Here is a 26,527-nt window from a genome sequence, read left to right on the forward strand (position 1 = left end):
ATTTTTATATAATAAAATATTATGTACAAAAAGAAAGATGTTAATGCTTGTAAACATTAACAACTTTGAATATTTGATTATATATAGATTCAGACTCTTCTTTTTTTATTTCATCAGGCAATGTTTTTATATTCTTCTTAATCTCATTTACTGCTTTTATATTGTTTCCATCTGACAGTTCTTTAAGGGCTGAAGCCCATTTTTTAAAGTCAGATGTTTTTACTGACTTTACATCATCCTTGTTAAGTGCATCTAAAAGCTTAATATATCCCTTTATAATCTCAGCTGCCTGATTGTCTGCATCATCTACTTTTGCGATTTCCACATTCATCCTCATTGCATTGATTGATTTGTCTTTTAATGATTTAAGCATTGAATCACTGCCCTTTACATCACCAACATATGCTATTACCCTATACTTGCTGTTATCATTAATAACTACAGTTTTTATTTTACTGCCCTCAAGCTCTTTTTTTGTCTTATCTGCATTATCCTTATTTCCAAAATAACCGCACTGAACAAAACTTACTGTAAATTTTTCTCCAGATGCATTAGACTCATTGCTCTTTATAGTCCCATTATCATTTTTCTGCGGACTACTATTTTTATTCTGCACAGTCTGAGCTGGCTTATTATTAGATGGCTGTCCTTTGAATATTATCTTCGCCAGAAGCGTTCCCCCTGCAAGTGCAAATACTGTGATTATAACAACAATTATTACCCCTGTTAAGTTTCTCTTCTTTTTTATGTTATACCTAGTATACTTCAAAAAAATCCACCTCCAAACCTATACTTATATTTATTAGGCTGAAGGTGAATATATTACTCTTTTTTAAATTATTTTATTTCTTTAAGAATCTCAAGTAGAAACTTCCATACATTCTGAACAGACTTAATACTCATGTGTTCATTTGGCGTATGAACATCATAAAGATTTGGTCCAAATGATATCATATCTACATCATGAAGCTTTTCTTTAAATAATCCACATTCAAGTCCTGCATGTAATGCAATTATTTCTGCGTCCTGTCCGCTCAATCTTTTATATACTTCTTTGCATAGTTCTCTTAGCTTTGAATTTTTTTCATACTGCCATTCAGGATATTCTCCAGAAGTTTCTACTGATGCACCTGTAAGCTGTGCTGCAATCTTGATTCTTGAAACAAGGTCTTCTTTTAACGTTCCTACTGAACTTCTTGTTGCACTATCAAATTCAACATTGTTTTTATTAGTCTTTACTACTCCAAGATTTGTTGAGCTCTGTACAAGATCTTCTATATCCATTGACATTGTATCAACTCCGCTTGGAATAAGGTTAAGAAGTGCTATAATCTTCTTAGTAGTATCTTCACTCATAATTCTTTCAGATCTATTATTTAAATGTTCACAAACAACTTTTACATTTTCATCCACAGATAAAAGTTCATTTTTAAAGTTATCCCCCATTTTAGTTACAATTTCTGTTACTTCTTTGATATTATCACTTTCTACCGCAATTATACATTCAGCTTCTCTAGGAATTGCATTATTTTTTGATCCACCGTTTATTTCTACTATATTAAACGTAACGCTTTCAGAAATCTTAGCAAGCACTCTGCCCATAAGCTTATTAGAATTTCCTCTCTGCTTTATGATTTCCATTCCAGAATGACCGCCTTTAAGACCTTTTACTTCAATTCTTAAAAGCTCTTTTTCTGTGTTATTTTCAAATTCAGTATCTAAGACTACCTTTGTTCTAAGTCCGCCTGCACATGACACAAGAAGTTTTCCTTCTTCTTCTGAATCTATATTTAAAAGATATTTTCCATTAATAAGACTTCCATCAAAAGCCATTGCTCCACCCATACCTGTTTCTTCATCTGTAGTAACAAGCACTTCTAAAGCTGGATGACTTATAGAATCATCATCTAATATTGCAAGAGCATACGCTACCGCTATTCCGTTGTCTGCTCCAAGTGTTGTGTTTGTAGCATAAACGTTATCTCCTTCAACTCTAAGCTGAAGTGGATCCTTCATAAAATCATGAGTTGATTCCTTAGTCTTTTCACATACCATATCCATATGCCCCTGAATAATAACACCAGGAGCATTTTCATATCCCTTTGATGCCTTCTTCTTTATGATTACATTTAGCGCTTCATCCTGTATAACTTCAAGATTTCTTTCCTTTGCAAAATTAACAAGATAATCACTTATGCCCTTTTCATTTCCTGATCCTCTTGGAATCATAGACATTTCCTCAAAATACTTAAAAACTTTAGCTGGCTGTAGATTTTCTAATACCTTCATTTGTAAATCATCCTTCCTAATCTTAATATAGGGACTATCATATCATCTAAATTTTTAGTAAAACTATAAATCATTCTGATAAACTGGAATTTATCATTAATTATACATTAAACAATATTCATTTTACATTATAGCTTCAAATTCTAATTTATCGACCTTTTTATATTATTGTTCACAGTACTTATTAATATGACAGTTCATTTCAATATACATTAAATATATCATAATAGTTTTTATATTTCATTCAATTTTTTTCTTTATTATTATTCCAATAAATGATAATTTGATGTAAACTATACTTACCAGTGTAAAATTTGTTATTTGTGGTTTTTATATCAATACTATAAGATGTTAGATTAGAGATTAAAACTAAGAGAGAAGAGAAAAGTAAAAAACTCCTTTAAGGAGTTTTAAATAAGAGGACGTATTCCTCTTAAAATCACTTTAATACTCATAATTTAAGAGGCTTGGAGGCAAAGTCTCCATTAAAGTTAGTAATTTATGAACGTAGAGAAAAAACTACATCCTATACTCTTCTCTCTAGTCTCATATCTCTTATCTTTCTTATAACTGACTTATAGTATCCAAAATTAATAGCATTACTGGGAATCAATAATATTATGAGGTGAAGAATATATGCAGAAAACAAAGATGATATTTACAATTGGTCCTGCCAGTGACAATGAAGAAGTTCTAAAAGAACTCATGAACATAGGAATGAATGCAGCAAGACTTAACTGCTCTCACGGAACTCATGAAACACACAAAGAAAAAATAGGCTTAATCAAAAAATTAAGAAATGAACTTAATAAACCTGTAGCAATAGTTATAGATATAAAAGGTCCTAAAATAAGAACACATAACTTTAAAGATGATAAAGCAGAACTAAAAGCAGGCGATAAATTCACTTTCAGCTGTGGTGGTGAAATTCTAGGAGACAACAAAAGATGCTCAATCTCTTATGACAAGCTCGCAAGAGATATAAAGCCTGGCAGCACAATTTTAGTGGATGACGGTCTTATGGAATTTAAAGTTGTTTCTGTGGATGGTAGCGAAATACATACAAAAGTAATAATTGGTGGCATAATCAGCAATCATAAAGGAGTAAATATCCCAAACCTTAAGATTGATCTTCCTGCAATAACTGAAAAAGATAAAGATGATTTAAGATTCGCATGTAATATGGATGTAGACTATGTCGCAGCTTCTTTCATCAGAAAAGCTACTGATGTAGAAGAAGTAAGAAACTTCCTTAATGATAATGGCGGGAAAGATATAAAAATAATTTCCAAAATTGAAAGTCAGGAAGGTGTAGATAACATAGACTCAATTCTTGAAGTTACTGATGCAATCATGGTTGCAAGAGGCGACATGGGTATTGAGATTCCTATAGAAAAGGTTCCAATTATCCAGAAAAGCATAATAAAAAAATGTAACCAAGCTGGTAAAGTAGTAATAACAGCTACACAGATGCTTGATTCAATGATTAGAAACGCAAGACCTACAAGAGCCGAAGCAAGTGACATATGTAATGCTATATTTGATGGTACAGATGCCATAATGCTTTCAGGAGAAAGCGCTTCTGGGAACTACCCTCTTGAAGCTGCAAGAACAATGAGCAAAATAGCTTTAGAATCTGAAACAAATCTTGATTATGATTATATGATAAGCAAACTTCGTGAACCAAGTCTTACTCATTATGCTGACGCAATTAGCTACTCAGCAGCTAAGACAACTATCAAGCTTCCAACAAAAGTTATTGTTGCTGCTACTGAAACAGGTGCTACAGCAAGACTTCTTGCTAAATACAAAACAAGATGTCCAATACTTGCTATCACACCATCAAAAAAAGTTGAAAGACAGCTTGCATTAAACTTTGGAGTTATTCCTCAGCTTTGCAGACAGTTCCATACAACTGATGAAATAATAACTGAAGCTAAAAAAGTGGCTGAAAAACTTAATTTAGCCCACAAAGGAGATACAATCATCGTCTGTGCAGGTATGCCAACATCCCATACAGGCGGGACTAACATGTTCAAGATAGAAAAACTATAGTATAATTTATAATTAATGAAAGAATCCCTTAAGCTGATGCTTCAGGGATTCTTATTTTAATGGAGGGACACCCTCCAAACCACCTAAATTATACGTTTTACATTCTAAATTATAAATTAAGAGCCTATACTTTTTCTTCAATGATAACCTAATCTATAAATTTATAAAGTTAATATCGTTGTATTTTTTAAGGTACTCTACTTCTCTTTTCTGGCATGTGAAGATAATTATTTGTCTTTTTTCTTTCATACTATATAAAAGTTCAAGTGCCTTCTGCATTCTCTTATCATCATACTGTACAAAAGCTTCATCTAAAATAATTGGCACTTTTGTATCTCCAAATATAAGATCTATAAATGATAGTCTTAAAGCAAGATATATTTGATCCCATGTACCATTGCTTAAATACTCAGCCTGCATCAATGAATCATCATTGTTTCTAAGTGTTATAGAATAATTTTCAGACACCTTTACCTTTTGATATTTATCATCTGTAAGTTCACTCATATACTTACCTACAGTTTTATTAATTACAGGCCCAAAATTCTTCTGCATTTCCTTAAACGATTCTGTTATAACTTCCATCGCTGTTTCTATAGCACATAGATTAGATTCTTCGATTTCTATCTTTTCTTTAATATTAAGAATTTCCTCTTCAATTACATTTAAATCTCTATTAGTTAAGAATATATTTTTTATGCTATTCTCAACATCCTTAAGATTTTTTTCCGTTTCAATCAAATCATTATTCTTTTCCTTGATTTCTCTTTCGATTTCATCTTCGCTTTCATATGAATAAGAAATATCACTGTCAATGAATTGTTTTACTTCTTCTTCTATCTGAGAAATATCCCTGTCCTGAAGCAATACGTTATAAGTATCTACTGTATTCTTTAAACTTATCTCCAGTTCCTGTTTTAAGCTGATTTTTTCCTTGATTGAAGCAAGGCTATCCATTATATCATCATAGCTTTCAGCGTATATCCTCATATTATTAAGTTTATTTTTCAAAGTTTCGTACTTTTTATTATAAATTTCCTTTTCCCTGTCAGCTTCACGTCTTACAGAATCAATCTTGCTGCCAAGTAGTGTAATATCAGTATTTATATTACTAAATTCATGAAACTTATCAACAAAATCCTCTATAGAATCCGACTTTGTTGTATTAAGAAGAAATTGAACTGCTTTCTGATTTTCTTTAAGTTTTAAAATAGTACCACTTTCATCAAGACTGTTTAAGAAGTTTTCTTTATCTCTCTTCTTTTCATTTAAAACCCCAATATCAATCTGAATTCTATCAAACTTCTTTAGCAGTATCATTAATTCCTTATAATCTGATATATCAAGCTGACTGCATATTTCATCAATATTGTCTTCTAAAAGCTCAATATTTTCTTCCTTTTCCTTTACTGAATTCTCATATGCAACAACAGATACAAAATCAAGCTTCATCTTATCAAGCTTTCTTTTAACTACCGAAAATGCTGCTAATAATGATGAACTGCAAATAACCATAAATACTGATAGTATATTCATTAATGATTTCTTTGAAATAATGAAAATAGATATAAATGATACAGAAACTGCTGCAGCACATAGCAATCTACTTATCAACGTAAACTTATTTACTTCTGATTTTGTATTATTAGAGCAAGACACTCTATTAGTCATCAGACTTTCTAATGATCTCAGTTCTGTTTCATATTCTTTAAGCATTTCATCAATATCATATCTTCTCTTTTTTAAATACATATTCTGTTCATTGCTGAGATTATACTTTTCCAAATCTCTGTTTATTGATAATATTGAGTTTTTTATTTCTTCTATTGTTGCAATTCTCTTTTTAAGTTCATCATTCTCAATACTTACCTTAATTATTTTCTGCTCTATATCGTCAGGAAAATCATTAAAAACTGCAAGATTATCTATAACGCTTTCCTTTTCATGCATTTCTAAAATAAGCTTCTGCTTAATGCTTTCTTTTTCATCAAGCATATTTTTTATTTCTTGTATATTATCAAGTTCATCTTTAATATCCTCGATATTTGATAAAGTTATTTCTCCCTCAGAATACAAAAGTTCTTTATCTACATTTTCTTTTTCTTTCTTCAGTTGCTCACTTTTTTTCAAATAAGATATTATATCTTCATACTCTTTTTCAAGCTTTGTTTTTTTCATATACTTCTTATAAAGTTCTAGCTTTTTGATTTCTTTAAGAAGAAATTCTCTGTGCTCCTGAAGATCAATATGCTTCATCTCATCATCCATATTTTCCTGTGAAAGGAGCATACGCTTATGTTTTTCTTCTAAAAGGGAGCTTAGTCTTGCTCTCATCATATCAAGCTTTCCTGATTTTCTTGACGTAGTTATAAACTTCTTCATATCATTAAGTTTTGCAATTGACTTATCATAAGATACTTCTTCGTCACCAGCTTGAAATAATGCTGTTATCTTTGTCATTATTTCATCATCTTTAGCTTTTGTAACAGTACTTCCCAACTGATTGATAAATAAAGTATTATTAAAACTGCTTCTACTAATATTAAGTATCTTCTCTCCTGGAGAATCAAATGAAAGCGCACTGTCTTCTTCTCCTGTTATTCCATCAAATGCTTTGACAGTATCATCCTTTTTAGTAGAACCAAATGTTCTGCTTATTATTATACTTCTGCCATCAATATTAAGTCCTATCTCACCAGAAGCTGTACCTTCTCCAAAAGGTAGCAGTTTAGCTCTGTTATTCTGTCTGATGTCTTTGCTTCTCTTATTATTTATTCCATAAAGCGAATTGCTTATAAACGACTGTACAGTACTCTTGCCTGCTTCATTCTCTCCATATATAACATTTATGCCTTCATCCAGATCAATATTAAAATCTTTTAATTTACCATACTTCAATAATTTTATTTTCTTAATAAACATTAGTTCACCTCTTGCGTAGACAAACTCTGCAGGCCTATTTTCAGTGCTTTCATCAGCTTTTCCTTTTCATAATCGTTTTCCGCTTCTTCAATTTTCTTAAGCATCTTTGCACTAAATAATCCTTTAATTGAATATTCCCTGCTGAGTTTTTCAATATCCAACTTTACTGTAGTCTTATCTTTAATTTTCACTGCAAAGAAATAGGATTTCAGAATACTTGATATAGTATCAGTATTAAGTATAAACTCATCACTTATCTCGCCTTTAAGATTTATACAGTAAATATTATTATTGTGATTATCATCAACAGCAGCAAGTATTTTCGATTTTATAGAATCATTAGACATAACTCCTGTAATATCGACTTCAATCTCATAATATGTTCTTTTATTAAGTGGAACAAATTTAAGATTGACACCATTTCTATAAACATCACCTACAATAACTCCTTTAGCTCCAACCTCATCAAAGCCTCTTCCTTCAGGGCATCCACAGTAAGCATATGTAGTCATGCCACATTTCTTTAAGCCTGAGAATGTATGTCTATGTCCGAGAGCTGCGTATGAAACCTTTGTACTTTCAATCTGTTGTTCAGTTATTGGATTATATTCATTACTATCTTGCCTGTCTGTTATTTCTCCATGCATTAACAAAATTCTTATATTATCATCATCATTACCAAGGAAATACTTTGATAGCTGTGACTTTTTTTCATAATTTTCTTTAAATGATGCTCCAATCACTATGGCATTAAGTTCTTCTATTTTTACTTCTTCTATTTGATTTTCAAATATATAAACATTATTAGGCCAGTCTATCATTTTATAAAAACTTCTTTCGTTTAGCGGATCGTGATTTCCTGCCACCATAAATATTCTCACATTTGGTATCTCTAAGAATTTATCTTTCAAAAAATGCAGCGTCATTTTCTTTACACTGTAATTATCAAATAAATCTCCACATATCAAAAGTATATCTGCACTTTCACTTTGACATAGTTCTATTATTTTCGAAAAAGTTTCTCTTATTTCTTCCTGTCTTATTTGTGATAATCTGCTGTCTAAATCGCCAAAAGGTGTATCAAAATGCAGATCAGAACAATGAACTATTCTTACCTTGTCCAAATTACTACACTCCTCTTAATTATAATCGAACTTTTGTTCTAATTCTATCATATATCATCTCGTAATACAATTTCACAAATAATGGTAAATAAGACTTGCAAGATATATCCCGAAGCCGACCTCGTTCCCTGTGGTCTCTCCAAGTCGTTTCTTCATATGTCTTGCAACCCTAGGTTTTACCTTTTTGAATGTTCTTTCCCAGACAATAAAAAATGCACCACAGCATTATTCTGCTGTAGTGCACTTTGGAATTTTACTTATTTATTTTTTATTCCGTTTTCATATTGTTCTACCATTTTTTTAACCATTTCTCCGCCTACGGAACCACATTGTTTTGATGTTAAATTTCCATTATAGTCTGTGAATGGAACTCCCATTTCTCCTGCAACCTCATTTTTGAAGTTTGCTAATCCTTGTTTAGCTTCTGGAACTAATTTCTGTGCCATAATGCATTCCTCCTCGGTTTTTAATTAGTAAACACTTAATAAGTGATAAACCCGTGTTGTTCTTTCCTGATGTCATTTCCTTTATGTTTTTCCTTACTACTTGTTTACACTACTATTTTAACCAAAGGACAAATATATACACATGTATATATTTCTTATCAATAGGTATTTATCCTCAATTGGATACTTGTACATAAACTAACAATGATCCATAATCAATCCTTAACAATCATTGAGCAATCAAGAATTAAACTTCGCTAAAGCGTAGTTTAAAAAAGATAGCATACCTCTAAACATACAAAAGAAAAGACTGCCGCAAATAATTTTGTAGCAGTCTTCCCTTATGGTTCTATTTTGCTGTTCCTAAGCTGTCATACTACGATTCACTTACTTTAGTGAACTTTCATATTGCTGAACCATCTTTTTAACCATTTCTCCTCCTACGGAACCACATTGTTTTGATGTTAAGTCTCCATTATAATCCTTAAATGGAACTCCTAACTCTCCTGCAACTTCATTTTTGAAGTTTGCTAAGCCTTGTTTAGCTTCTGGAACTAATTTCTGTGCCATAATGCATTCCTCCTCGGGTTTGAAATTAAGTAGACTCGATACTTCGTATCTCCTGTCTACACTATTATGTTAACCACTTTGATTTCTAATAACCTATGTATTTAATGGAGATAATGGCAGTTATATCTTTACTAACGCATAATGCATAGTTTAGGATGAAATTAGCCTCGCTAATTTCTATACTACATCTCAAAATCATCTGAAGAGAATATTTATACAGATGAATAAAGAGGATACTTCCTCTTTTTTAAGCAGGCATTCCAAATCTTTGATTTGGTATGTTCGCTTATGCTTGGCTCGAAACTCCCCTGGAGTTTCTTCCTTTGTTATGCATTATTCTCTATGCGCTTTGCGTTAATAAAATAGAAAAAGAAGAGATAATTGCTTATCTCTTCTTTCCTGGTTTGGAGCTTAAAAAATCACTTATTTTAAATGACTTTCGTACTCTTCTACCATTCTTTTTACCATTTCGCCACCTACGGAACCACATTGTTTTGATGTTAAATCTCCATTATAATCACTAAATGGAACTCCTAATTCTCCCGCAACCTCATTTTTGAAGTTTGCTAAGCCTCTTTTTGCTTCTGGAATTAATGCTTTATTTGACATCTCAGATTCCTCCTTTGGTTTATGGACTTTTTTGTGACAGAAATGATACTTTCGCTTTATCAACTTTGCATCTTTTCTGTCTACGCTAATATATTAACCATTTCTTTTTTTAATACTCCATGTATTTAATGGAACTAATGTACTATATTATTAATATTGATTTCCGCTGCTTTCACTTGAATATTTTTCATTTTTTAATTCTAAATAATAATTTGTATAAGTGACTTCAGCATATGGATTTACCCATAATAGCCCTATACCAAATGGTATGCTTCCTAGAATAAACCAACCTATAAAACTTAAATAAAGTACAAACAATTCTGCTTTATGTCCTACCATCATTTCTCTACTTTCTGTCATACAGTCAGTAATAGATTTTGAGCTGTCATCTGCCAGTATGTAAAAAGCTTGAGAATACATAAGTGCAAATATAATTCCAGGAATTATTAATAATATACATCCTATAAATATAATCAATCCTACTAATATACTCATACCTAATGCCTTTAAATAAACATTAAAGCCTTCAAATAAATTTCTTATTCCTGCCTGATTTTTTCCTGTTGTAAAATTAATAAGAAATATTTTCATTCCTAATGTAAATACGCCAGATAAAACTAATGCCCAAAGGTTTGCAAATATAGTCATTGATGAAAACACACTGTTATTTACAGATGGAACTATGTTACTCTGTTCAAATGAATCATATGTCCTTTTTAAGTTGGCTCCAATATTAAATCCTGACATAAGAATAAGTCCAACTAGTACAACACCAATGGCCAATCCCCATCTTCCTCTAAGCTGATCCTTTGATCTGCCTTTTAATTGTGATCTTGAAATCATATATTTTTTCCTCCTAGCAACATGCATTATATATTTTTTATTAATAAAACATCAATATTATTCAAACTCAATAAACAGTAGATTTTTAACAACAAGTAAAAAAGGCTTGAACTCCCTCAACGGGAGCTCATATAAGACATAACAAATCCAATTTATTATTTGTTTCCTTTTAATGTTTCAGCGATAGCTGATATTGATCCAAGTGATGATAAAGTTTCATTTGGTAATATAAGCTTATTAGCTGGATTCTTAGCCATTTCTTGTAATGCTTCAATTTGTTTTAACGCTATAACTGTTTCATTTGTACCAGATTCAATTATTGCCTTATTAACTTTATTAATTGCTTCAGCTTGAGCTTTTGCAACTTCTTCAATAGCTGCTGCTTTACCTTGTGCTTCTAGAAGTTGTGCTTCTCTTGCACCTTCTGCTTTTCTAATATTAGCTTCCTTTTCTGCTTCCGCCTGTAAAATCTTTGACTGTTTGATACCTTCTGCTTTAGCTATTTCAGACTGCTTAGCACCTTCTGCTTCAAGAATTGTAGCTCTCTTATTTCTTTCTGCTTTCATTTGTTTTTCCATGGCTTCCTGAATTTCCTTTGGAGGAAGTATGTTTTTAATTTCAACTGAAAGAAGTTTTATACCATAAGCATCTGTTATTTCATCAACAATAGAAAGAAGTTTTGAATTGATTCTGTCTCTCCCTGATAATACTTCATCAAGAGTCATTTCACCAACTATATTTCTCATATTAGTTATAGTTGCATATCTTATACCTTCCATATAATTCTCTATATTATATACCGCATCTCTAGCGTTAACTACCTTGTAAAATATTACATTGTCTATAGATATATTTACATTATCTTTAGTGATAACATTCTGTGGCGGTATATCAATAATCTGTTGTTTTGTTGATACTCTCTTTCTAACAAAATCAATAAATGGTATCATGAAATGCCAGCCTGGTTCAAATACCTTATGAAACTGTCCTAACCTTTCTACTACAAGTACATTTCCTGTTGTAACAATTTTAACTGATGAAAAAATAAGTATTAAAATTACTACTGCTACAATTATTAATCCTATCATTTTATTTTCCTCCTAAATCCCTTTAATTATTAATTTAATTCCCTTAATCTCTACTATTTTGTACTGCTGCCCCTTCTTTATAACATCTCCGGAATTTTCTGCTGACCAGTAAGTTCCATCAATCATTATCTGTGCTTTTTCAATAATATCATCTTCTGCAACAAATGTTTTTCCCAAAAACTGTTCTTCTCTTGGAATTGTCTTTGGTATTTCTTTTAGTTTCTTCTTGAAAATCGGATAAAAAACAAGTGTAAGTATACTTCCTGTCAATGCAAATACAACTGCCTGGATTCCTATGGAAAACTCAAACACATTTAAAATTATAGCTAAAACCGCACCTGCTCCAAACCATACAAACAGCATATTGCTTGTAAAAAGATCAATAAGTACTGCTGCTAAAAGTATTACTATCCACACTGCATAAACCATTACATCACCCCTTTTTTTTGCTTACAAGTATATTATAACTTCATAAACAGAAATGTCAATCACCAAATAAGTTTTTTAATACCTTTTATCATTATTTTTTTTAACTTTTATTCTTCATAATTATGTAAAACTTTTTCTTATTTAATTATTAAGTATAATTCTACACTTCATTCTATAATCCTTTGTTTATTCTTATTTATAAAAATAAACAAATATGTTTTTTTGCACAAAAAAACTCATGTGATAATCACATGAGTTACTTTGGCAGGGGCAGTAGGATTTGAACCCACAACCAATGGTTTTGGAGACCACTACTCTACCGTTGAGCCATACCCCTTTGTTACGAAAAATATTATATCATTTAATAATATTTTTGACAAGACCTTTTAAAAGAACAATTTTTCACAGTAAAATTATTTATATTATACAAAAAGCTAATGTTAATAACATTAGCTTTTCCGTCCTCTGGCAGGGGCAGTAGGATTTGAACCCACAACCAATGGTTTTGGAGACCACTACTCTACCGTTGAGCCATACCCCTTTATCATCGACAAGTGAAATGATATCATATAACAAATATTTTTTCAACATTTTTCGTAAAATTTTTGATAACTTCTATTAATTTAGATTTTAAAATTTAAAATCGGGGATGAAACTCAATTAAAAGAAAGAAATCAGTGTCTAAGCACTGATTTCTTCATCAATTATACATTTTAAATTCTAAATTATCTTAATCGTTTATCTTGAACCCCGCACTCTTTATAGCTTCAACTGTTTGTGTAATATTGTCAGTATTAAGTCTAATAATAATTTCTTTGTTATCAAGATAGCTTTCAGGATTCAATACAACAAGGCTTATTATATTACCACCATTTTCTGTAACTATATTAGATAGCTTTGATAACTGTCCTGGAACATCAAATGCTATTACAGATATCCTATGCCCTTGATTTAAACCAAACAATTCAGTAAACTGCTTAAAAACAATTTTATGAGTTAATATGCCAAGAAACTTATTAGTTTCCTTATTGATTACAGCTACAAAAGAAACATTCATTTTTTCTAAAAGAGCAACTGCATTTTCTATTTCTTCATAAGCCCCTATAACAGGAATACTTGTCTTTATCAGGTCACTTACTATATTGTCAACAAGAAACTTTTCCTTATTACAATTATCACATTCAAAATACTTTTCATAAATTGCAGACTTCTCTATAGCTCCCTTAAATTCATTACCATCTATAACAGGCATTGATGCCATGTTATTATCATTCATAATCTTTAAAGCTTCCCCAAGCTTTGTGTCAGATGTCACTGTTGTCAATACACTGCTTTTCATCATCACTGTTTTTACTAACATTGTTTACCACACCCCTTATATTCATATAACCTCAAATTATTTATTCTGTTCTTTAAGTTTATTAATTGAATTACTCACTTCCTCAAGGTACTCAACATAATCTTTATTTTTATCAATATTCACATTTAAAACCTTTTTATGCAAAGAGCTTAATTCTTTCTTAATTATATCACTTTCTTGGTTTTTATCTAAAACAAATATAACTTTATCATCACTTTCTCTAGAATTATTAGTATTTGCTAAATTTTCATCTCTTTTTTTGGTATTGTAGCAAAATACATCAACCTTTTTTTTGAATTCCTCATCACCTATATCTTGCGGAATCTTAATATATTCTATTTTCAAATACTGCATAAGATACTCAAGGTTATCTCCAATCAGTATAACCTTTTTTCCGTTGAAAAAATCCGCAGATTTTTGTAACTCTCTCTCTTTTTCTGATATCTTTAATAATATACTTTCATAATTCTTCTCATATATTTCTCTATTCTTAATATCTCTTTCTTGAATAGCATTTTTCACATTATATAATGATATCTTATATTCATCAGGGCTTAGCCAATAATATTCATTATACTTATTTTCTTTATTATCACTTAATAAAGTTTTTGAATTATTTATTGTCTTTGTTCCTCTTGATAAATCAATTATTCCAACCTTACCCTTTTTTAGCTTTTCAATAAACTTATCGATCCATGTTTCATTTCCTTTTCCTGTATACATAAACAAGTCCATTTTAGAAACATTATTTAATGTATCATTATTTATTTTAAAATTATTCTCATCTTCAGCATCATCAAACATCATCATTACATTATGCTCACCATTAACTATCTGACTGCACATTTTGTACACCATTTTATCTGTGGTCATTATATTAAGGTATACATCTTTTGCCTGAGTCTCATCATCAGGTCTTTTTTCATTTGCTTCTGATTCTATCTGAGGTTTAAAGTAATTAAAATAATTTATTCCTATGAAAAATATAACATTCATAAAAACAAGTATAAACGTTAATTTCTTGAGATTTATTTTTCTCATTATTTTACACCTCTCTCAATCTAATTTTATATTCAATCATCTTTTATTTCAATATAATTTTAAATACAAAATTCTTTTCTTTTATATCAAAATTGGCTAAAATAATAAATGATGCTTAAGTTTCCATGAAAGGAGTCTTAAAATGGAATTTATAATTGATACTGTTCAAAAAACTTTTGAACTTGGCAAAAAAATAGGCAAAATGGCTAAACCTTCAGATATATTCTGCCTTACAGGAGATCTTGGTACTGGAAAGACTCATATAACTAAAGGAATAGCAAAAGGTCTTGGAATAAATGAGAATATAACAAGCCCAACTTTCAATATAGTTAATGAATATCATAGTGGTAGGCTTACTTTATATCATTTTGATGTTTATAGAGTAAGTGAACCTGATGAAATTGAAGCCATTGGTTTTGATGAATATATTTTTGGCGATGGAGTAAGTGTAATTGAATGGGCAAATTACATTGAAGAACTGATTCCTAATGAATATGTACATATAAACATTTCAAAAATGCCTGAGATTTCTGAAAACCATCGTAAAATAACTATAAAATATTTTGGAGATAAGTATTCTTATCTAAAGGAGTTAGAGAAATGTTAATTTTAAGTGTTGAATCAGCAACAAGTGCTGCTTCAGTTGCAATATTAAATGAAAAAGGTGTTCTTGGCGAAAGCACTTTAAACTTTAAAAAACAACATTCAGTTATCCTTATGACGCTTATAGATACAATATTAAAGGATAATAATCTTACTATTAAAGATATTGACGGATTTGTAGTATCTAAGGGCCCAGGTTCTTTTACTGGGCTTAGAATAGGAATGGCTACAGTTAAAGGATTATGTTTAGGCTTAAATAAGCCTCTTATTTCAATATCTACATTAGACGGACTTGCATATAATGAATTGAACTTTAATGGTATAATATGCCCTATTATGGATGCATTAAGAGATAATGTATTCACAGCATTTTATAAGAACGAAAATGGCACTCTAAAGAAATTAAGTGAACATAATCATGTTTCTGTAAATGAACTTGTAAATAAAATTAAGGATTTCGATGAACCTGTTATCTTTGTAGGTGACGGTATAGAAAAACATAAAGCTTTCCTTACTGAAAATGTAGAAAACTGTTCTTTTGCTTCAATAACAAATAACTTTGCGAAAGCATCTTCTCTTGGAGCACTTGGCAAAGAACTTCTTGAAAAGGGCATCCATGATAATCTTAATGAATGTAAGCCTATGTATCTTAGAAAATCTCAGGCTGAAAGAGAATATGATAAAAAGATGGAGCTTTCAAATAATGAAGATTAATTTGTCACCAATAAATGAATCTCATATTGATGGTATTCTTGAAATAAGCAATCTTAGTTTTCATATGCCATGGAGTCGTGAATCTATAGAAAATGAGTTTAGAAATAGACTTGCACACTACATTATTGCTGAAGATGAAAAGGGAAAAGTCATTGGATATGGCGGTGTATGGATTGTCGTTGACGAAGGTGATATTACAAATATAGCTGTCCACCCTGATTACAGAGGGCAGCATATTGGTTCTATGATCCTTGAAGAAATGATTAGAGTATGCTCTTCTCACAGCGTAACAGCTATGACGCTAGAAGTACGAAAATCAAATATGGCAGCTCAAAATCTTTATAAAAAATTTGGTTTTATTGCAGAAGCTGTACGTCCAAAATATTATGAAGATAATGATGAAGATGCTATATTAATGTGGAAAAGAGACATTGGGCAGAAACAGTAAACTGCTTCTGCAATGTATAATTAATGAAAGAAATCAGCCGGCTTTGTCTGCTGATTTCTTTATTCTTTAATGGAGGTATAGCCTCCAACCCTCTATTATATTTTAGATAAACCAAATAACTATAAATATTTTTTTATTCTATTTCGATGATCCAGTTAATCTCATCTATCTGTGTCTTCTTTATATTCTTTCCTAACTTATTAAATACCTCTTTAAGTTAATCCCCCTATTTTTTCTATGGGATAATTTTAAACCTTCGCCTAAGGCGAAGGTCAAGTACATTATTTTGATTCATTTATAAATACAAATTCATTTTCACTAGAAAGTTTTTTACTAAACTTATATCCATTTTCATCAAATTTCTTTAGGTCATCTATATTTTTAAGTTGATTTTTCATTATAAATGATGTCATTAGCCCTCTTGCTTTCTTTGCTTTCATTGTTATTATCTTATATTCACCATCTTTATAATCCTTAAAGACAGGCGTAACAACTCTAATACCATACATGTCATCTATTCCTTCAACACATTTATAGTATTCATATGATGCTAAGTTTACAAGTATATTATCACCCGTCTTTTTTACATCTTCGGCAATTCTTTTTCTTATTTTATCTCCCCAGAAATCATATAAATCCTTATGTCCATTTACTGAAAGTTTTGTACACATCTCAAGTCTATATGGCTGTATTCCATTAAGCGGTTCAAGTACACCATAAAGTCCTGATAATACCCTTAAATGAGAATCAGTATAGAAAAGTTCCTCTTCATTAAAACCTCCTATATCAATTCCTCTGAACACTTCACCTTTATATGATAATATACACTGCTTGGCACCTTCTAAAGATGTATTCCACTTTTCATATCTTTCCTTGTTTAACTGTACAAGCTTATCACTCATCTTCATCAGCTTTCCAAGTGCAAATGGTTCATATTGTTTTAATTCAGATGCTAAAACTTCTGCTTCCTTTAAAAACTTAGGCTCTGTCATCTCAAATATTTTTGTTTTATTGCTATCATCTATAGTCTTTGCTGGTGAAATAATTACTAGCATAGCTTTTCTCCTTTGTTACAATTTATTAATAACCTATAATTTAAATACAAATGAAACTTCTTTGATAATCATTATATACGCCTTCTATCCATATTTTTTTTAGACAAATCTAGAAATGCCCTAAGTGCTGGCGAGATCCACTTATCTTTATGATATAAAACCTGAGATACAATTCCAAAATCAGGTCCCTTCCAATTAAGAGGAATAAGTCGACCATTTTTAATTTCATCTTCTACCGCTACCTTTGGCAGAAGCGTTATACCAAGTCCACTCATTGTAAACTGTTTTATTGCCTGTACGCTTCCTGTTTCAAGCACAGTATTAATACTAATATTATTATCAGTCATTATGTTTTCAAATGAAGCTCTATAGCTGCAACCTGTCTCTGTCAATATAAGTGGCTCATTTTCTATATCTTTAGGATAAACTTCTTTTTTATTAACAAGAGGATGTCCTGGATATGCCAAAAGCACCATTGGTTCATCAAATTCAACTTCTGCTATAAATTCATCGGAATCTATTTTCCTACCAAGTGAAAATGCCACGTCTATAAGATTATCTCTTAAAAAATGTCTAAAATCCGAACAGCTGCCAAACTTTAATGTAACTTCAACATTAGGATAAAGTTTTCTATACTCTTTAAGTATTTCAGGAAGTCTTATTACACATAAAGATTCTGCTGCACCTATAGTAAGTGTTCCGCTTGGTGCATCTTCGCTAAACACAACATTTTTAATATCATCTGAAAGTTTTATCATCTGTTTTGCATAAGGTATGAGTTTTTTTCCTTCATGAGTAAGTGTTATATTTTTTCCTATTCTATCAAACAACTTTACTCCTAGTTCATCTTCTAATGATTTAATCTGTGTGGTAATTGTAGACTGTGCATACCCAAGCTCTGAGGCCGCAGCAGTAAAACTCTGAAGTTTTCCGATTGTGAGAAATGCATTTAGCTGTCTAAAATCCATAAACAACACCTCTATCTAAAAAATTGAACATATTTATCAAATTTATCAATTTTACTAATATACAATTAAATGATATCATAAATATAAAAGATAGTACAAACTAATTATGAGGTGATCTTATGGATAAAAAATTAAAAGTCGGTATCATTGGGGCTACTGGCATGGTTGGACAAAGATTTGCTTGTCTTCTTGAAAATCATCCATGGTTTGATGTAGTAGTTCTTGCTGCAAGTAAAAGATCTGCTGGCCTTACTTATGAAGAAGCTGTTAAAGATAGATGGAAGATGGAAGCTCCACTTCCCGATAAATACAAAAAGATGGTTATAATGGATGCTGCTGAAGTAGAAGAAATATGCAGTCAGGTAGATTTTGTATTCTGTGCAATATCTCTTGATAAAGCTAAGACAAGACTTCTTGAAGAAGAATATGCAAAACATGAAACTCCTGTAGTTTCTAACAACTCTGCTAACAGAGGTGTAAGCGATGTTCCTGTTTTAATTCCTGAAATTAATGCCGATCATGCAAAAGTAATTGAAGCGCAGAGAAAACGTCTTGGAACTAAGAGAGGCTTTATTGCAGTAAAACCAAACTGCTCTATTCAAAGCTACGTTCCACCAATAAATGCACTTTTAAAATATGAACCAACAGAAATATTAGCATGTACTTATCAAGCAATCTCAGGTTCAGGAAAGACATTTAAAGAATGTCCTGAAATACTTGATAACGTAATTCCTTATATAGGTGGAGAAGAAGAAAAAAGCGAAAATGAACCATTAAAGATATGGGGTAAACTTGAGGATGGTAAAATAATTAATGCAATAAACCCTGTTATAACAACTCAATGTTTAAGAGTACCTGTTCTTGATGGTCATATAGCTGCAGTGTTTGTTAAGTTTAAGAACAAACCAACTAAAGAGCAGATACTAGAAGCTTGGAGAGACTTTAAAGCACCTGAATTAGTTAGAAATCTTCCAAGTGCTCCAAAGGAATTCTTACACTACTTTGAAGAAGAAAACAGACCTCAGCCAAAGCTTGACCGTGACTTTGAACATGGCATGGGCATAACTATGGGAAGACTAAGAGAAGATAAAGTTTATGATTACAAATTTATCGGACTTTCTCATAATACTTTAAGAGGAGCTGCAGGCGGCGGAGTCCTTTCAGCAGAATATCTAACAGCTGCAGGATATATCACTGCTAAGTAATGTATAATGTATAATTTCGAATTAAACTCACCTTTCAGGTGAGTTTTCAAAAGAGGACAAATTCCTTTTTAAAATTCTTTAAGAAAAAATCCTGTCTCCTTAAGGAGCAGGATTTTCTCTTGTTTGTTGACTTAAATATAGTATTAAAATAAAACTATATTAACAAATCTATAATATAATGAATTTGATGAGCGCAGTCAAAGCAAATTTTCCTTTGTTCTTATCTCTGCTCTCTTATCTCTAATCTTACTTAAAGAAGTTCAACACTCTACCTTTTCTTATGTAATTTGTTCCTCTCATCTTGAATCTTTCAAATTCTTTTGCTCTATAGAAGTTTAATAAATCTATGGCTAAAAACAAACCATCAACAAGAAGATATTCAAGATCTTTAACATTTCCTTCATCACATTCTTCTTCCAGTTCAATCTTATCAGCTTCTTCTTTTAAACGGCCATAATTTTCTTTAGCAGCTATAAGCTTACATACAATATCCTGTTCAGTATGTCCTTCAAAATTATTATTAATTAAGTCATCTACAAATAAAGTAAATGATTCATTTAAGTATTTGTATTCTGTATATATTTCAATAAGTTCCATAATCTTTTCTCCTTAAGTTACTAAATTATAATAAATACATAATAACAGTATATATTAAGATTGTAAATTAAGTTTAAGAAGAAAAAGCTGATATACTAGTATTGCTACCATATCAGCTTTTTTATTATTTATATTAGCATTGTATTGAACTTGATGTCATATTTACATTTTGTGAACTTATCATATTATTAATATATTCCTCTTCACTAGGTAGTGGATATTGATAGTGCCTACAGTTATAAAACTGTCTTAATAGTTCTTCGCTAGGCGCTTTACCATTAAATTGCTCATATCTAGATATAAAAGCATTGATAGCCTTTAATTTTATTTTGTAATTTCTTCTATACATTTCTCTTGGATCCTGACAATTCATTACACTTCACTCCTATCATAAAAATATATTAATCACTTAAGACTTAGCTTATTAAACTTATTATGTATTATTGCCAATAAAATATAACAGGCAATTTAAAGTAATCGTTATCATTAAGTATATTATACTATATAGCATTGACGATTTCTACATCTATTTTTAAATGTATAATGTATAATTTAGGATGAAATCAGCACGCTGATTTCCACAACTTAATGGAAACTCCGCCTCCAAAGATGCTTGTCGCATCAATATAAAGTGTCCTCATTGACATATCATCAGTTTTATTAATATTATTGTGTACTCTACCAAGGATTCCTGTACCATTTACTTTGACATTAACATCAGCTGGCACTAATATATCAATGCCTCCAAACACTGAAGTAGCTTCTATAACTGCATCACTGCTAAAATGTGCATATCTAAGATCAAGTGTCATTCCTCCAAATAAAGATACAGCTTCAGCTCCTGTAAACTCCTTATCTGTATAATTAATATCCTGATTAGAAAAAATTGATGTGTATTCTGTATGTCCACCTTTCGAACTTGTATTAATTTGTGCAGAAAATCCTCCTTTATTCTTTGAGCCAAATATTATACTTATACCGATTATAACAAGTATTGCAGGTACAAGCAGTTTCCACATGTATTGAGGTATTCTAAGTCCCTGTGCGTTTAAAAATAAAATAACTCCAACAGATAGTCCTATCACATTCCCTGTATCAATCCCATTATTAATCATCGATATAATGCATGGAAGTATTATGAATATTGTCCACCATCCAGGAAAGAAGATGTTAATATTCCATAAATAAATAGCGTTACCTCCAAATACAATTCCTGCAATAATAAACAACACTCCTACAACAACGTTAGTGATTTTATCCTCCTACGATTTAATATATTTTATATATAATTCCTTAATAATATATTAAATACCAGCGAGAATAATTTCAACATATTTCAATAAAAAGTTAATCAATCAATAATTGTAAAGTATGCCATGCAAGTACTGCACATTTAACTCTTGAAGGCATGTTTTTTATATTCTGAAATACCATAGCATCCTGAAGCTTCATTAATTCTTCTTCATTTTCATTTTCTCTTGTAATCATCTTTAAAAATGTCTTTATCAAAATTTGTGCTTCTTCTCTTGTTTTTCCTTTAATAAGGTCAATCATCATTGAAGCAGATGCCTGTGATATAGCGCATCCTTTACCATTATAGCTAAGATCTGAAATAACATCACCGTCAAATTTTATCTGAAGACTTATTTCATCACCACAGCTTGGGTTATGTCCCATCTCGCACTTATCATGGTCTGTCATATCTCTTTTATTATGCTTAGACATATTATGCTGCATTATTAACTCTGTATATATTTCATTTAAATCCATGATAAAACTACCTCCACTTTTCAAACATAGCATAAGCTGCTTTAACAGCTTCTATCAGCTGGTCTGCATCTTCTTTTGTATTATAAAAATAAAAACTTGCTCTACATACTGAATTCTCACCCATAAATCTAAATAAAGGCTGAGCACAGTGATTTCCTGATCTTACAGCCACACCATGACTGTCAAGGATAGATGCTGCATCATGTGGATGAACACCATCAATGTTAAATGATATTATACCGCATCTTTTATCAACATCACTTGTTCCATAAATTTTAACGTATGGAAGTTCTGAAAGCTTCTCATATGTATACTTAACTAATTCCTTTTCTATTGCATGCACATTGTCCATACCTATGTTTTCAAGGTACTCTATAGCAGCCATAAGTCCTGCTGCACCTTCAACATTCTGCGTTCCCCCTTCAAACTTAAATGGAACTGCATCAAATGTTGCATCCTGCTCATAAACATACTCAACCATATCTCCGCCGTAGATGTATGGTGACATTTTGTGGAGAAGATCAAGCTTGCCATAAAGCACTCCAATTCCCATTGGTGCAAGCATCTTATGTCCTGAAAACACCATAAAGTCAGCATCAAGCTCAGAGACATCAACTTTCATATGCGGAACACTCTGAGAGCCGTCAACTATAACAACTGCATTTTTAGAGTGTGCATAATCAATTATTGATTTTATATCATTAATAGTTCCTAAAGCATTTGAAACATGTGTGATGCTTACAACCTTAGTCTTATCTGTAATCTTTTCTTTTACTTCTTTCATTGTCAGCTGAGTATCTTCATTGATATACATATACTTAAGAGACGCATTCTTAACTTTTGCAACTCTCTGCCACGGAATAAGGTTTGAATGATGCTCTGCAATAGATATTACTATCTCATCATCTGCATTTACAAAATCCATGCCGTAAGATGATGCTAAAAGGTTGAAAGCTTCTGTAGCATTCTTAGTAAAAATTATGTTCTTTGAGCTTTCTGCACCTAAGAACTCTTTAACCTTTTCTCTAGTATTTTCATAAACATCTGTAGACTTCATGCTTAATTCATATGATCCTCTGTGAGGATTTGCATTATTTACTTTATAGTATTTTTCAACAGCTTCTATTACAGAAACAGGCTTCTGGCTTGTTGCTGCACTGTCAAGATAAGCGAGTCTTTTGCCGTTTCCTGTTTTCTGCATTAACACTGGAAAGTCTTTTATAAAATCATTACCTGTCATCATCAAGCCTCCTGTCTATTTCTCTTATAATTTCTTCTATTAAGTCGCTGTCGTTTATTTCATCAATTACTTCGTTAAACTGTGACTTAACAATAAGCTTTCTTGCTTCATTATAGCCAAGCCCTCTGCTCATTAAATAAAATATCTTGCTTTCATCAATTTTTCCTGATGATGCTGAATGTGCTCCGCTTACATCTTCCTCTTCACATAAAAGAATAGGAAGTGCTATTGATCTTGCTTTATCAGAAAGCAGCATGCAGTATTCATCTTCTGCTCCCTTGCTGCCACTGCATCCTCTTCTAAAATCAATAGTGCCTTTAAATTTCTTCACTGCGTTTTCTGCAAGCGCTCCCCTTACAGATATATCAGAAGAACTCTTAGCTCCTCTATGAATACATTCATAATCATTATTTATCTTCTTCTCTGCAGAACCTATGTATATTGACTTAATTTCATTTTTTGAATTTCTGCCTTCTAAGTTTCCGCTATACTTTACAGAGCTTGTCTGTGCTCCAATATCTATCAATGAAAATAAACATTCTGCCTCATCCTTTATAAATGATTCATTTACATCTTCAAAATGTATGCTATCATTCATAAGATTTATTTTTGTTACTTTTACGAAACTATTGTTTTCTGCGTTTATAGTACATTGTGCTTTATATTCAATATTATAATTTTCCTTTGATCTATAGATGATGATTATTTCAGATTTTGAATTTTCTTCTGCATCAATAATCACAGTGCTTTCTGTATTATCTTTATCTGCAATAATTTCATAAATCATAGGATCACTAATCTTTGTGTCTTTATATGTTTTTATGTATTTAGTTTTTGATGTCATTATCCTATGCTCCCTTCTAGTTCTAAGTTTATAAGATTATTCATTTCAACTGCATATTCTAACGGAAGTTCCTTTGAGATAGGTTCAACAAATCCTCTTACAATCATTGCTCTTGCTTCATCTTCGCTAAGACCTCTTGTCATCAGGTAGAAGATAGCTTCATCACTTATCTTTCCAATCTTAGCTTCATGTCCTATTTCAACATCATCATTTTTAAGATCAATATATGGAATAGTATCTGACTTTGATATGTTATCAAGCATTAAGGATTCACATGAAACCATTGATTTTGAACCATGTGCATTCTTATTAACTATTACCGAACCTCTGTATGTAGCAGTTCCGCCATTCTTAGAAATTGACTTTGAATTGATTGTTGATGATGTATTTGGAGCTGCATGTACAACTTTTGCTCCTGTATCTAAATTCTGTCCCTTTCCTGCAAAAGATACACCTGTGAATTCTGCTCTGGCACCTTCACCCTTTAATATACTCATTGGGTAAAGCATTGAAACCTTTGATCCAAATGATCCTGATACCCATTCTATTGTTCCGTTTTTCTCAACAATAGCTCTCTTAGTATTAAGGTTCATCATATTCTTTGACCAGTTTTCTATTGTAGAATATCTTAGCACCGCTCCTTCTTTTACAAAAAGCTCTACACATCCTGCATGAAGATTTGTAACATTATACTTAGGTGCTGAACATCCTTCGATGAAGTGAAGCTTTGCTCCCTTTTCTACTATGATAAGAGTATGTTCAAACTGACCTGCGCCAGGTGAATTTAGTCTGAAGTAAGACTGTAGCGGAATCTTAACCTCTACGCCTTCTGGTATGTAGACAAATGATCCACCTGACCACACTGCACCATGAAGAGCTGCAAACTTATGAGCATTAGCAGGAACACATTTCATGAAGTATTCTTTTACTATATCTCCATATTCTCTTAATGCTGTTTCCATATCTGTGTAGATAACGCCCTGCTTAACAAGCTCTTCCTGAATGCTGTGGTAAACAACTTCTGAATCGTACTGTGCACCAACACCTGCAAGTGATTGTTTTTCAGCTTCTGGTATTCCAAGTCTGTCGAATGTGTCCTTGATCTCTTCAGGCAACTCTTCCCAAGTACCTTTTATATCACTTTTAGGTCTTACATAAGCAACAATATTGTCCATATCAAGATCTTCTATTGAAGGTCCCCATGATACCATCTTTATTTCATTGTATATGTCTAATGACTTATGTCTGAACTCTCTCATCCACTGAGGGTCATTTTTTTCTGTAGAAATAATATCTACTATTTCATGAGTAAGTCCCTTGTCTGTCTTAAAACTAAATTCATCATTATTCTTAATGTCATAGACTCCTCTGTCCATTTCTTCTATTACTGTCTTACTTCTCAAAGCAAAATTCACCTCCTATAATAATTTCTTGAATGATTCATAACCATTCTCTTCAATTTCCTTAGCTAAAGAATAATCTCCTGTCTTAACAATTCTTCCATCTATAAGCACGTGTATATAATCAGGCTTTAAGTTTTCAAGAATCTTTGTGTTATGAGTTATGATAAGTACTGCATTGTCATCTTTTAAAAACATATTAATTCCCTTAGATACTACTCTTATAGCATCAACATCAAGCCCTGAATCTGTTTCATCTAGTATGGCAAGCTTTGGATTTATCATCAGCATCTGTAGAATTTCATTCTTCTTCTTTTCTCCACCTGAGAATCCTACGTTAAGATATCTCTTTGCATAAGACTTATCCATCTTAAGTTCGTCCATATACTTGTTTAAATCTGCACTAAACTTCATAAAGCCCATCATGCCTGTAGCTTCTGATGATTTTACTGTCTTTAAGAAATTCTCAACTGTAATACCAGAAACTTCTTCTGGATGCTGGAAAGATAAAAATAAACCTTTCTTAGCTCTTTCATGAGTTTTAAGATTGTTTATGTTTTCCCCTTCGAATTCAATGTCTCCGCTCTTTACTGTGTATCTGCTGTTAGCCATTAATGTATTAGCAAGTGTTGACTTACCTGCTCCGTTAGGTCCCATGATAACGTGAACCTCACCTTTATTTATCTTAAGATTAAAACCTTTTAAAATATCCTTACCTTCAACTTCTGTATTTAAATTAACTATATTTAATATATTATTTTCCATAATATCTCCTTTAATTCTTACTGTTTTACTCTGAATTGTGTTTATATCATACTAGATTACTAGGAATTAATCAATGGTAAAATACTACCAAATATAATTTTTTCAAATTTCAGTTTATATTTTAGCTTATTAGATACATATA

At 31.3% G+C, this 26,527-nt stretch carries 27 protein-coding genes and 2 tRNA genes; 5 read left to right on the forward strand and 24 right to left on the reverse strand.

The features are described 5' to 3' along the window. Positions 1–40: 40 nt before the first annotated feature. Positions 41–769 (reverse strand): SPOR domain-containing protein, encoded by a 729-nt coding sequence (locus tag FYJ33_RS05430; RefSeq protein WP_154530744.1) that lies wholly within the window; start codon positions 767–769, stop codon positions 41–43. A 68-nt stretch (positions 770–837) separates the two neighbouring features. Next, positions 838–2,289: an aminoacyl-histidine dipeptidase gene (locus FYJ33_RS05435; protein WP_154530745.1), complete on the reverse strand. Its 1,452-nt coding sequence runs from the start codon at positions 2,287–2,289 to the stop codon at positions 838–840. A gap of 636 nt (positions 2,290–2,925) precedes the next feature. Here FYJ33_RS05435 and pyk point away from each other — a divergent pair. After that, a complete protein-coding gene (gene pyk, locus FYJ33_RS05440) occupies positions 2,926–4,344 on the forward strand; it encodes a pyruvate kinase (RefSeq protein WP_154530746.1) in 1,419 nt (472 codons plus the stop codon). A 153-nt stretch (positions 4,345–4,497) separates the two neighbouring features. Here the strand turns inward: pyk and FYJ33_RS05445 are convergent, their stop codons facing one another. From FYJ33_RS05445 to FYJ33_RS05500, 12 genes are all read right to left on the reverse strand, one after another. After that, on the reverse strand, positions 4,498–7,266 hold the full coding sequence (locus FYJ33_RS05445; RefSeq protein WP_154530747.1) for an AAA family ATPase: 2,769 nt from the start codon (positions 7,264–7,266) through the stop codon (positions 4,498–4,500). After that, positions 7,266–8,390 (reverse strand): metallophosphoesterase family protein, encoded by a 1,125-nt coding sequence (locus tag FYJ33_RS05450; protein WP_154530748.1) that lies wholly within the window; start codon positions 8,388–8,390, stop codon positions 7,266–7,268. Before FYJ33_RS05450 ends, FYJ33_RS05445 begins: the two co-directional genes overlap by 1 nt. A gap of 257 nt (positions 8,391–8,647) precedes the next feature. Beyond that, a complete protein-coding gene (locus tag FYJ33_RS05455) occupies positions 8,648–8,836 on the reverse strand; it encodes an alpha/beta-type small acid-soluble spore protein (protein ID WP_154530749.1) in 189 nt (62 codons plus the stop codon). A gap of 387 nt (positions 8,837–9,223) precedes the next feature. After that, positions 9,224–9,406, reverse strand: coding sequence for an alpha/beta-type small acid-soluble spore protein (locus FYJ33_RS05460; protein ID WP_154530750.1), 183 nt, complete (start codon positions 9,404–9,406; stop codon positions 9,224–9,226). A gap of 423 nt (positions 9,407–9,829) precedes the next feature. Beyond that, complete coding sequence (locus FYJ33_RS05465; RefSeq protein ID WP_154530751.1) at positions 9,830–10,015, reverse strand: alpha/beta-type small acid-soluble spore protein; 186 nt, start codon at positions 10,013–10,015, stop codon at positions 9,830–9,832. A 150-nt stretch (positions 10,016–10,165) separates the two neighbouring features. Then, the gene (locus tag FYJ33_RS05470) at positions 10,166–10,858 is read right to left on the reverse strand and encodes a DUF975 family protein (RefSeq protein WP_206046618.1); all 693 of its coding nucleotides are present in this window, start codon (positions 10,856–10,858) and stop codon (positions 10,166–10,168) included. 155 nt (positions 10,859–11,013) lie between these two features. Next, a complete protein-coding gene (locus tag FYJ33_RS05475) occupies positions 11,014–11,946 on the reverse strand; it encodes an SPFH domain-containing protein (RefSeq protein WP_154530753.1) in 933 nt (310 codons plus the stop codon). Between the two features lie 12 nt (positions 11,947–11,958). Continuing rightward, on the reverse strand, positions 11,959–12,375 hold the full coding sequence (locus FYJ33_RS05480) for an NfeD family protein (protein ID WP_154530754.1): 417 nt from the start codon (positions 12,373–12,375) through the stop codon (positions 11,959–11,961). A 262-nt stretch (positions 12,376–12,637) separates the two neighbouring features. Continuing rightward, positions 12,638–12,712, reverse strand: a tRNA-Trp gene (locus FYJ33_RS05485). Between the two features lie 129 nt (positions 12,713–12,841). Next, a tRNA-Trp gene (locus FYJ33_RS05490) sits at positions 12,842–12,916 on the reverse strand. 189 nt (positions 12,917–13,105) lie between these two features. Further along, positions 13,106–13,735 carry a CBS domain-containing protein gene (locus tag FYJ33_RS05495; protein ID WP_154530755.1) on the reverse strand — a complete coding sequence of 210 codons (630 nt, stop codon included), beginning with the start codon at positions 13,733–13,735 and terminating at the stop codon, positions 13,106–13,108. Positions 13,736–13,771: 36 nt separating this feature from the next. Further along, the gene (locus tag FYJ33_RS05500; RefSeq protein WP_154530756.1) at positions 13,772–14,776 is read right to left on the reverse strand and encodes a metal ABC transporter substrate-binding protein; all 1,005 of its coding nucleotides are present in this window, start codon (positions 14,774–14,776) and stop codon (positions 13,772–13,774) included. A 142-nt stretch (positions 14,777–14,918) separates the two neighbouring features. On the opposite strand from FYJ33_RS05500, the gene tsaE reads away from it, so the two are divergent. The 3 genes from tsaE to rimI are packed head-to-tail and all read left to right on the forward strand — an operon-like array spanning position 14,919 to position 16,541. Further along, complete coding sequence (gene tsaE, locus FYJ33_RS05505) at positions 14,919–15,383, forward strand: tRNA (adenosine(37)-N6)-threonylcarbamoyltransferase complex ATPase subunit type 1 TsaE (protein ID WP_154530757.1); 465 nt, start codon at positions 14,919–14,921, stop codon at positions 15,381–15,383. Then, positions 15,377–16,093, forward strand: a complete 717-nt coding sequence (gene tsaB / locus FYJ33_RS05510) for a tRNA (adenosine(37)-N6)-threonylcarbamoyltransferase complex dimerization subunit type 1 TsaB (protein ID WP_154530758.1) — start codon at positions 15,377–15,379, stop codon at positions 16,091–16,093. Before tsaE ends, tsaB begins: the two co-directional genes overlap by 7 nt. After that, the gene (rimI, locus tag FYJ33_RS05515) at positions 16,083–16,541 is read left to right on the forward strand and encodes a ribosomal protein S18-alanine N-acetyltransferase (RefSeq protein ID WP_154530759.1); all 459 of its coding nucleotides are present in this window, start codon (positions 16,083–16,085) and stop codon (positions 16,539–16,541) included. The genes tsaB and rimI overlap by 11 nt, the downstream gene beginning before the upstream one ends. A gap of 281 nt (positions 16,542–16,822) precedes the next feature. Here the strand turns inward: rimI and yaaA are convergent, their stop codons facing one another. Together yaaA and FYJ33_RS05525 are read right to left on the reverse strand one after the other, a co-directional pair. Beyond that, complete coding sequence (gene yaaA, locus FYJ33_RS05520) at positions 16,823–17,596, reverse strand: peroxide stress protein YaaA (protein WP_154530760.1); 774 nt, start codon at positions 17,594–17,596, stop codon at positions 16,823–16,825. 71 nt (positions 17,597–17,667) lie between these two features. Next, the gene (locus FYJ33_RS05525) at positions 17,668–18,564 is read right to left on the reverse strand and encodes a LysR family transcriptional regulator (protein WP_154530761.1); all 897 of its coding nucleotides are present in this window, start codon (positions 18,562–18,564) and stop codon (positions 17,668–17,670) included. 119 nt (positions 18,565–18,683) lie between these two features. Between FYJ33_RS05525 and asd the strand changes: the two genes are divergently transcribed. After that, a complete protein-coding gene (asd, locus tag FYJ33_RS05530) occupies positions 18,684–19,769 on the forward strand; it encodes an aspartate-semialdehyde dehydrogenase (protein WP_154530762.1) in 1,086 nt (361 codons plus the stop codon). Positions 19,770–20,015: 246 nt separating this feature from the next. On the opposite strand, the gene FYJ33_RS05535 is transcribed toward asd, so the two are convergent. The 8 genes from FYJ33_RS05535 to sufC form a co-directional block, all read right to left on the reverse strand. After that, the gene (locus FYJ33_RS05535) at positions 20,016–20,366 is read right to left on the reverse strand and encodes a hypothetical protein (protein WP_154530763.1); all 351 of its coding nucleotides are present in this window, start codon (positions 20,364–20,366) and stop codon (positions 20,016–20,018) included. A gap of 133 nt (positions 20,367–20,499) precedes the next feature. Further along, positions 20,500–20,739 carry a hypothetical protein gene (locus FYJ33_RS05540; protein WP_154530764.1) on the reverse strand — a complete coding sequence of 80 codons (240 nt, stop codon included), beginning with the start codon at positions 20,737–20,739 and terminating at the stop codon, positions 20,500–20,502. Positions 20,740–20,929: 190 nt separating this feature from the next. Beyond that, the gene (locus FYJ33_RS05545; RefSeq protein ID WP_154530765.1) at positions 20,930–21,595 is read right to left on the reverse strand and encodes a LiaF transmembrane domain-containing protein; all 666 of its coding nucleotides are present in this window, start codon (positions 21,593–21,595) and stop codon (positions 20,930–20,932) included. A 118-nt stretch (positions 21,596–21,713) separates the two neighbouring features. Then, complete coding sequence (gene sufU / locus FYJ33_RS05550) at positions 21,714–22,136, reverse strand: Fe-S cluster assembly sulfur transfer protein SufU (protein ID WP_154530766.1); 423 nt, start codon at positions 22,134–22,136, stop codon at positions 21,714–21,716. 7 nt (positions 22,137–22,143) lie between these two features. Further along, positions 22,144–23,376, reverse strand: a complete 1,233-nt coding sequence (locus FYJ33_RS05555) for an aminotransferase class V-fold PLP-dependent enzyme (protein ID WP_154530767.1) — start codon at positions 23,374–23,376, stop codon at positions 22,144–22,146. Continuing rightward, positions 23,366–24,220: a SufB/SufD family protein gene (locus tag FYJ33_RS05560; RefSeq protein WP_154530768.1), complete on the reverse strand. Its 855-nt coding sequence runs from the start codon at positions 24,218–24,220 to the stop codon at positions 23,366–23,368. Before FYJ33_RS05560 ends, FYJ33_RS05555 begins: the two co-directional genes overlap by 11 nt. Then, positions 24,220–25,596 (reverse strand): Fe-S cluster assembly protein SufB, encoded by a 1,377-nt coding sequence (gene sufB, locus FYJ33_RS05565; RefSeq protein WP_154530837.1) that lies wholly within the window; start codon positions 25,594–25,596, stop codon positions 24,220–24,222. Before sufB ends, FYJ33_RS05560 begins: the two co-directional genes overlap by 1 nt. 42 nt (positions 25,597–25,638) lie before the next feature. Beyond that, positions 25,639–26,385: a Fe-S cluster assembly ATPase SufC gene (gene sufC, locus FYJ33_RS05570; RefSeq protein ID WP_154530769.1), complete on the reverse strand. Its 747-nt coding sequence runs from the start codon at positions 26,383–26,385 to the stop codon at positions 25,639–25,641. Positions 26,386–26,527: the final 142 nt, after the last annotated feature.

The organism is Inconstantimicrobium porci, from assembly GCF_009696465.1.
GTDB lineage: Bacteria > Bacillota > Clostridia > Clostridiales > Clostridiaceae > Inconstantimicrobium > Inconstantimicrobium porci.

What these genes read in the sequence shown, in the direction of transcription:
- FYJ33_RS05445 (WP_154530747.1), bottom strand. Translation starts at nt 7,266, where the DNA reads ATGTTTATTAAGAAAATAAAATTATTGAAGTATGGTAAATTAAAAGAT.
- FYJ33_RS05555 (WP_154530767.1), bottom strand. Translation starts at nt 23,376, where the DNA reads ATGACAGGTAATGATTTTATAAAAGACTTTCCAGTGTTAATGCAGAAA.
- FYJ33_RS05495 (WP_154530755.1), bottom strand. Translation starts at nt 13,735, where the DNA reads ATGTTAGTAAAAACAGTGATGATGAAAAGCAGTGTATTGACAACAGTG.
- tsaB (WP_154530758.1), top strand. Translation starts at nt 15,377, where the DNA reads ATGTTAATTTTAAGTGTTGAATCAGCAACAAGTGCTGCTTCAGTTGCA.
- FYJ33_RS05475 (WP_154530753.1), bottom strand. Translation starts at nt 11,946, where the DNA reads ATGATAGGATTAATAATTGTAGCAGTAGTAATTTTAATACTTATTTTT.
- FYJ33_RS05525 (WP_154530761.1), bottom strand. Translation starts at nt 18,564, where the DNA reads ATGGATTTTAGACAGCTAAATGCATTTCTCACAATCGGAAAACTTCAG.
- FYJ33_RS05460 (WP_154530750.1), bottom strand. Translation starts at nt 9,406, where the DNA reads ATGGCACAGAAATTAGTTCCAGAAGCTAAACAAGGCTTAGCAAACTTC.
- FYJ33_RS05435 (WP_154530745.1), bottom strand. Translation starts at nt 2,289, where the DNA reads ATGAAGGTATTAGAAAATCTACAGCCAGCTAAAGTTTTTAAGTATTTT.
- FYJ33_RS05560 (WP_154530768.1), bottom strand. Translation starts at nt 24,220, where the DNA reads ATGACATCAAAAACTAAATACATAAAAACATATAAAGACACAAAGATT.
- FYJ33_RS05465 (WP_154530751.1), bottom strand. Translation starts at nt 10,015, where the DNA reads ATGTCAAATAAAGCATTAATTCCAGAAGCAAAAAGAGGCTTAGCAAAC.
- FYJ33_RS05470 (WP_206046618.1), bottom strand. Translation starts at nt 10,858, where the DNA reads ATGATTTCAAGATCACAATTAAAAGGCAGATCAAAGGATCAGCTTAGA.
- FYJ33_RS05535 (WP_154530763.1), bottom strand. Translation starts at nt 20,366, where the DNA reads ATGGAACTTATTGAAATATATACAGAATACAAATACTTAAATGAATCA.
- pyk (WP_154530746.1), top strand. Translation starts at nt 2,926, where the DNA reads ATGCAGAAAACAAAGATGATATTTACAATTGGTCCTGCCAGTGACAAT.
- rimI (WP_154530759.1), top strand. Translation starts at nt 16,083, where the DNA reads ATGAAGATTAATTTGTCACCAATAAATGAATCTCATATTGATGGTATT.
- yaaA (WP_154530760.1), bottom strand. Translation starts at nt 17,596, where the DNA reads ATGCTAGTAATTATTTCACCAGCAAAGACTATAGATGATAGCAATAAA.
- sufC (WP_154530769.1), bottom strand. Translation starts at nt 26,385, where the DNA reads ATGGAAAATAATATATTAAATATAGTTAATTTAAATACAGAAGTTGAA.
- asd (WP_154530762.1), top strand. Translation starts at nt 18,684, where the DNA reads ATGGATAAAAAATTAAAAGTCGGTATCATTGGGGCTACTGGCATGGTT.
- sufB (WP_154530837.1), bottom strand. Translation starts at nt 25,596, where the DNA reads ATGGACAGAGGAGTCTATGACATTAAGAATAATGATGAATTTAGTTTT.
- FYJ33_RS05540 (WP_154530764.1), bottom strand. Translation starts at nt 20,739, where the DNA reads ATGAATTGTCAGGATCCAAGAGAAATGTATAGAAGAAATTACAAAATA.
- tsaE (WP_154530757.1), top strand. Translation starts at nt 14,919, where the DNA reads ATGGAATTTATAATTGATACTGTTCAAAAAACTTTTGAACTTGGCAAA.
- FYJ33_RS05500 (WP_154530756.1), bottom strand. Translation starts at nt 14,776, where the DNA reads ATGAGAAAAATAAATCTCAAGAAATTAACGTTTATACTTGTTTTTATG.
- FYJ33_RS05455 (WP_154530749.1), bottom strand. Translation starts at nt 8,836, where the DNA reads ATGGCACAGAAATTAGTTCCAGAAGCTAAACAAGGATTAGCAAACTTC.
- sufU (WP_154530766.1), bottom strand. Translation starts at nt 22,136, where the DNA reads ATGGATTTAAATGAAATATATACAGAGTTAATAATGCAGCATAATATG.
- FYJ33_RS05480 (WP_154530754.1), bottom strand. Translation starts at nt 12,375, where the DNA reads ATGGTTTATGCAGTGTGGATAGTAATACTTTTAGCAGCAGTACTTATT.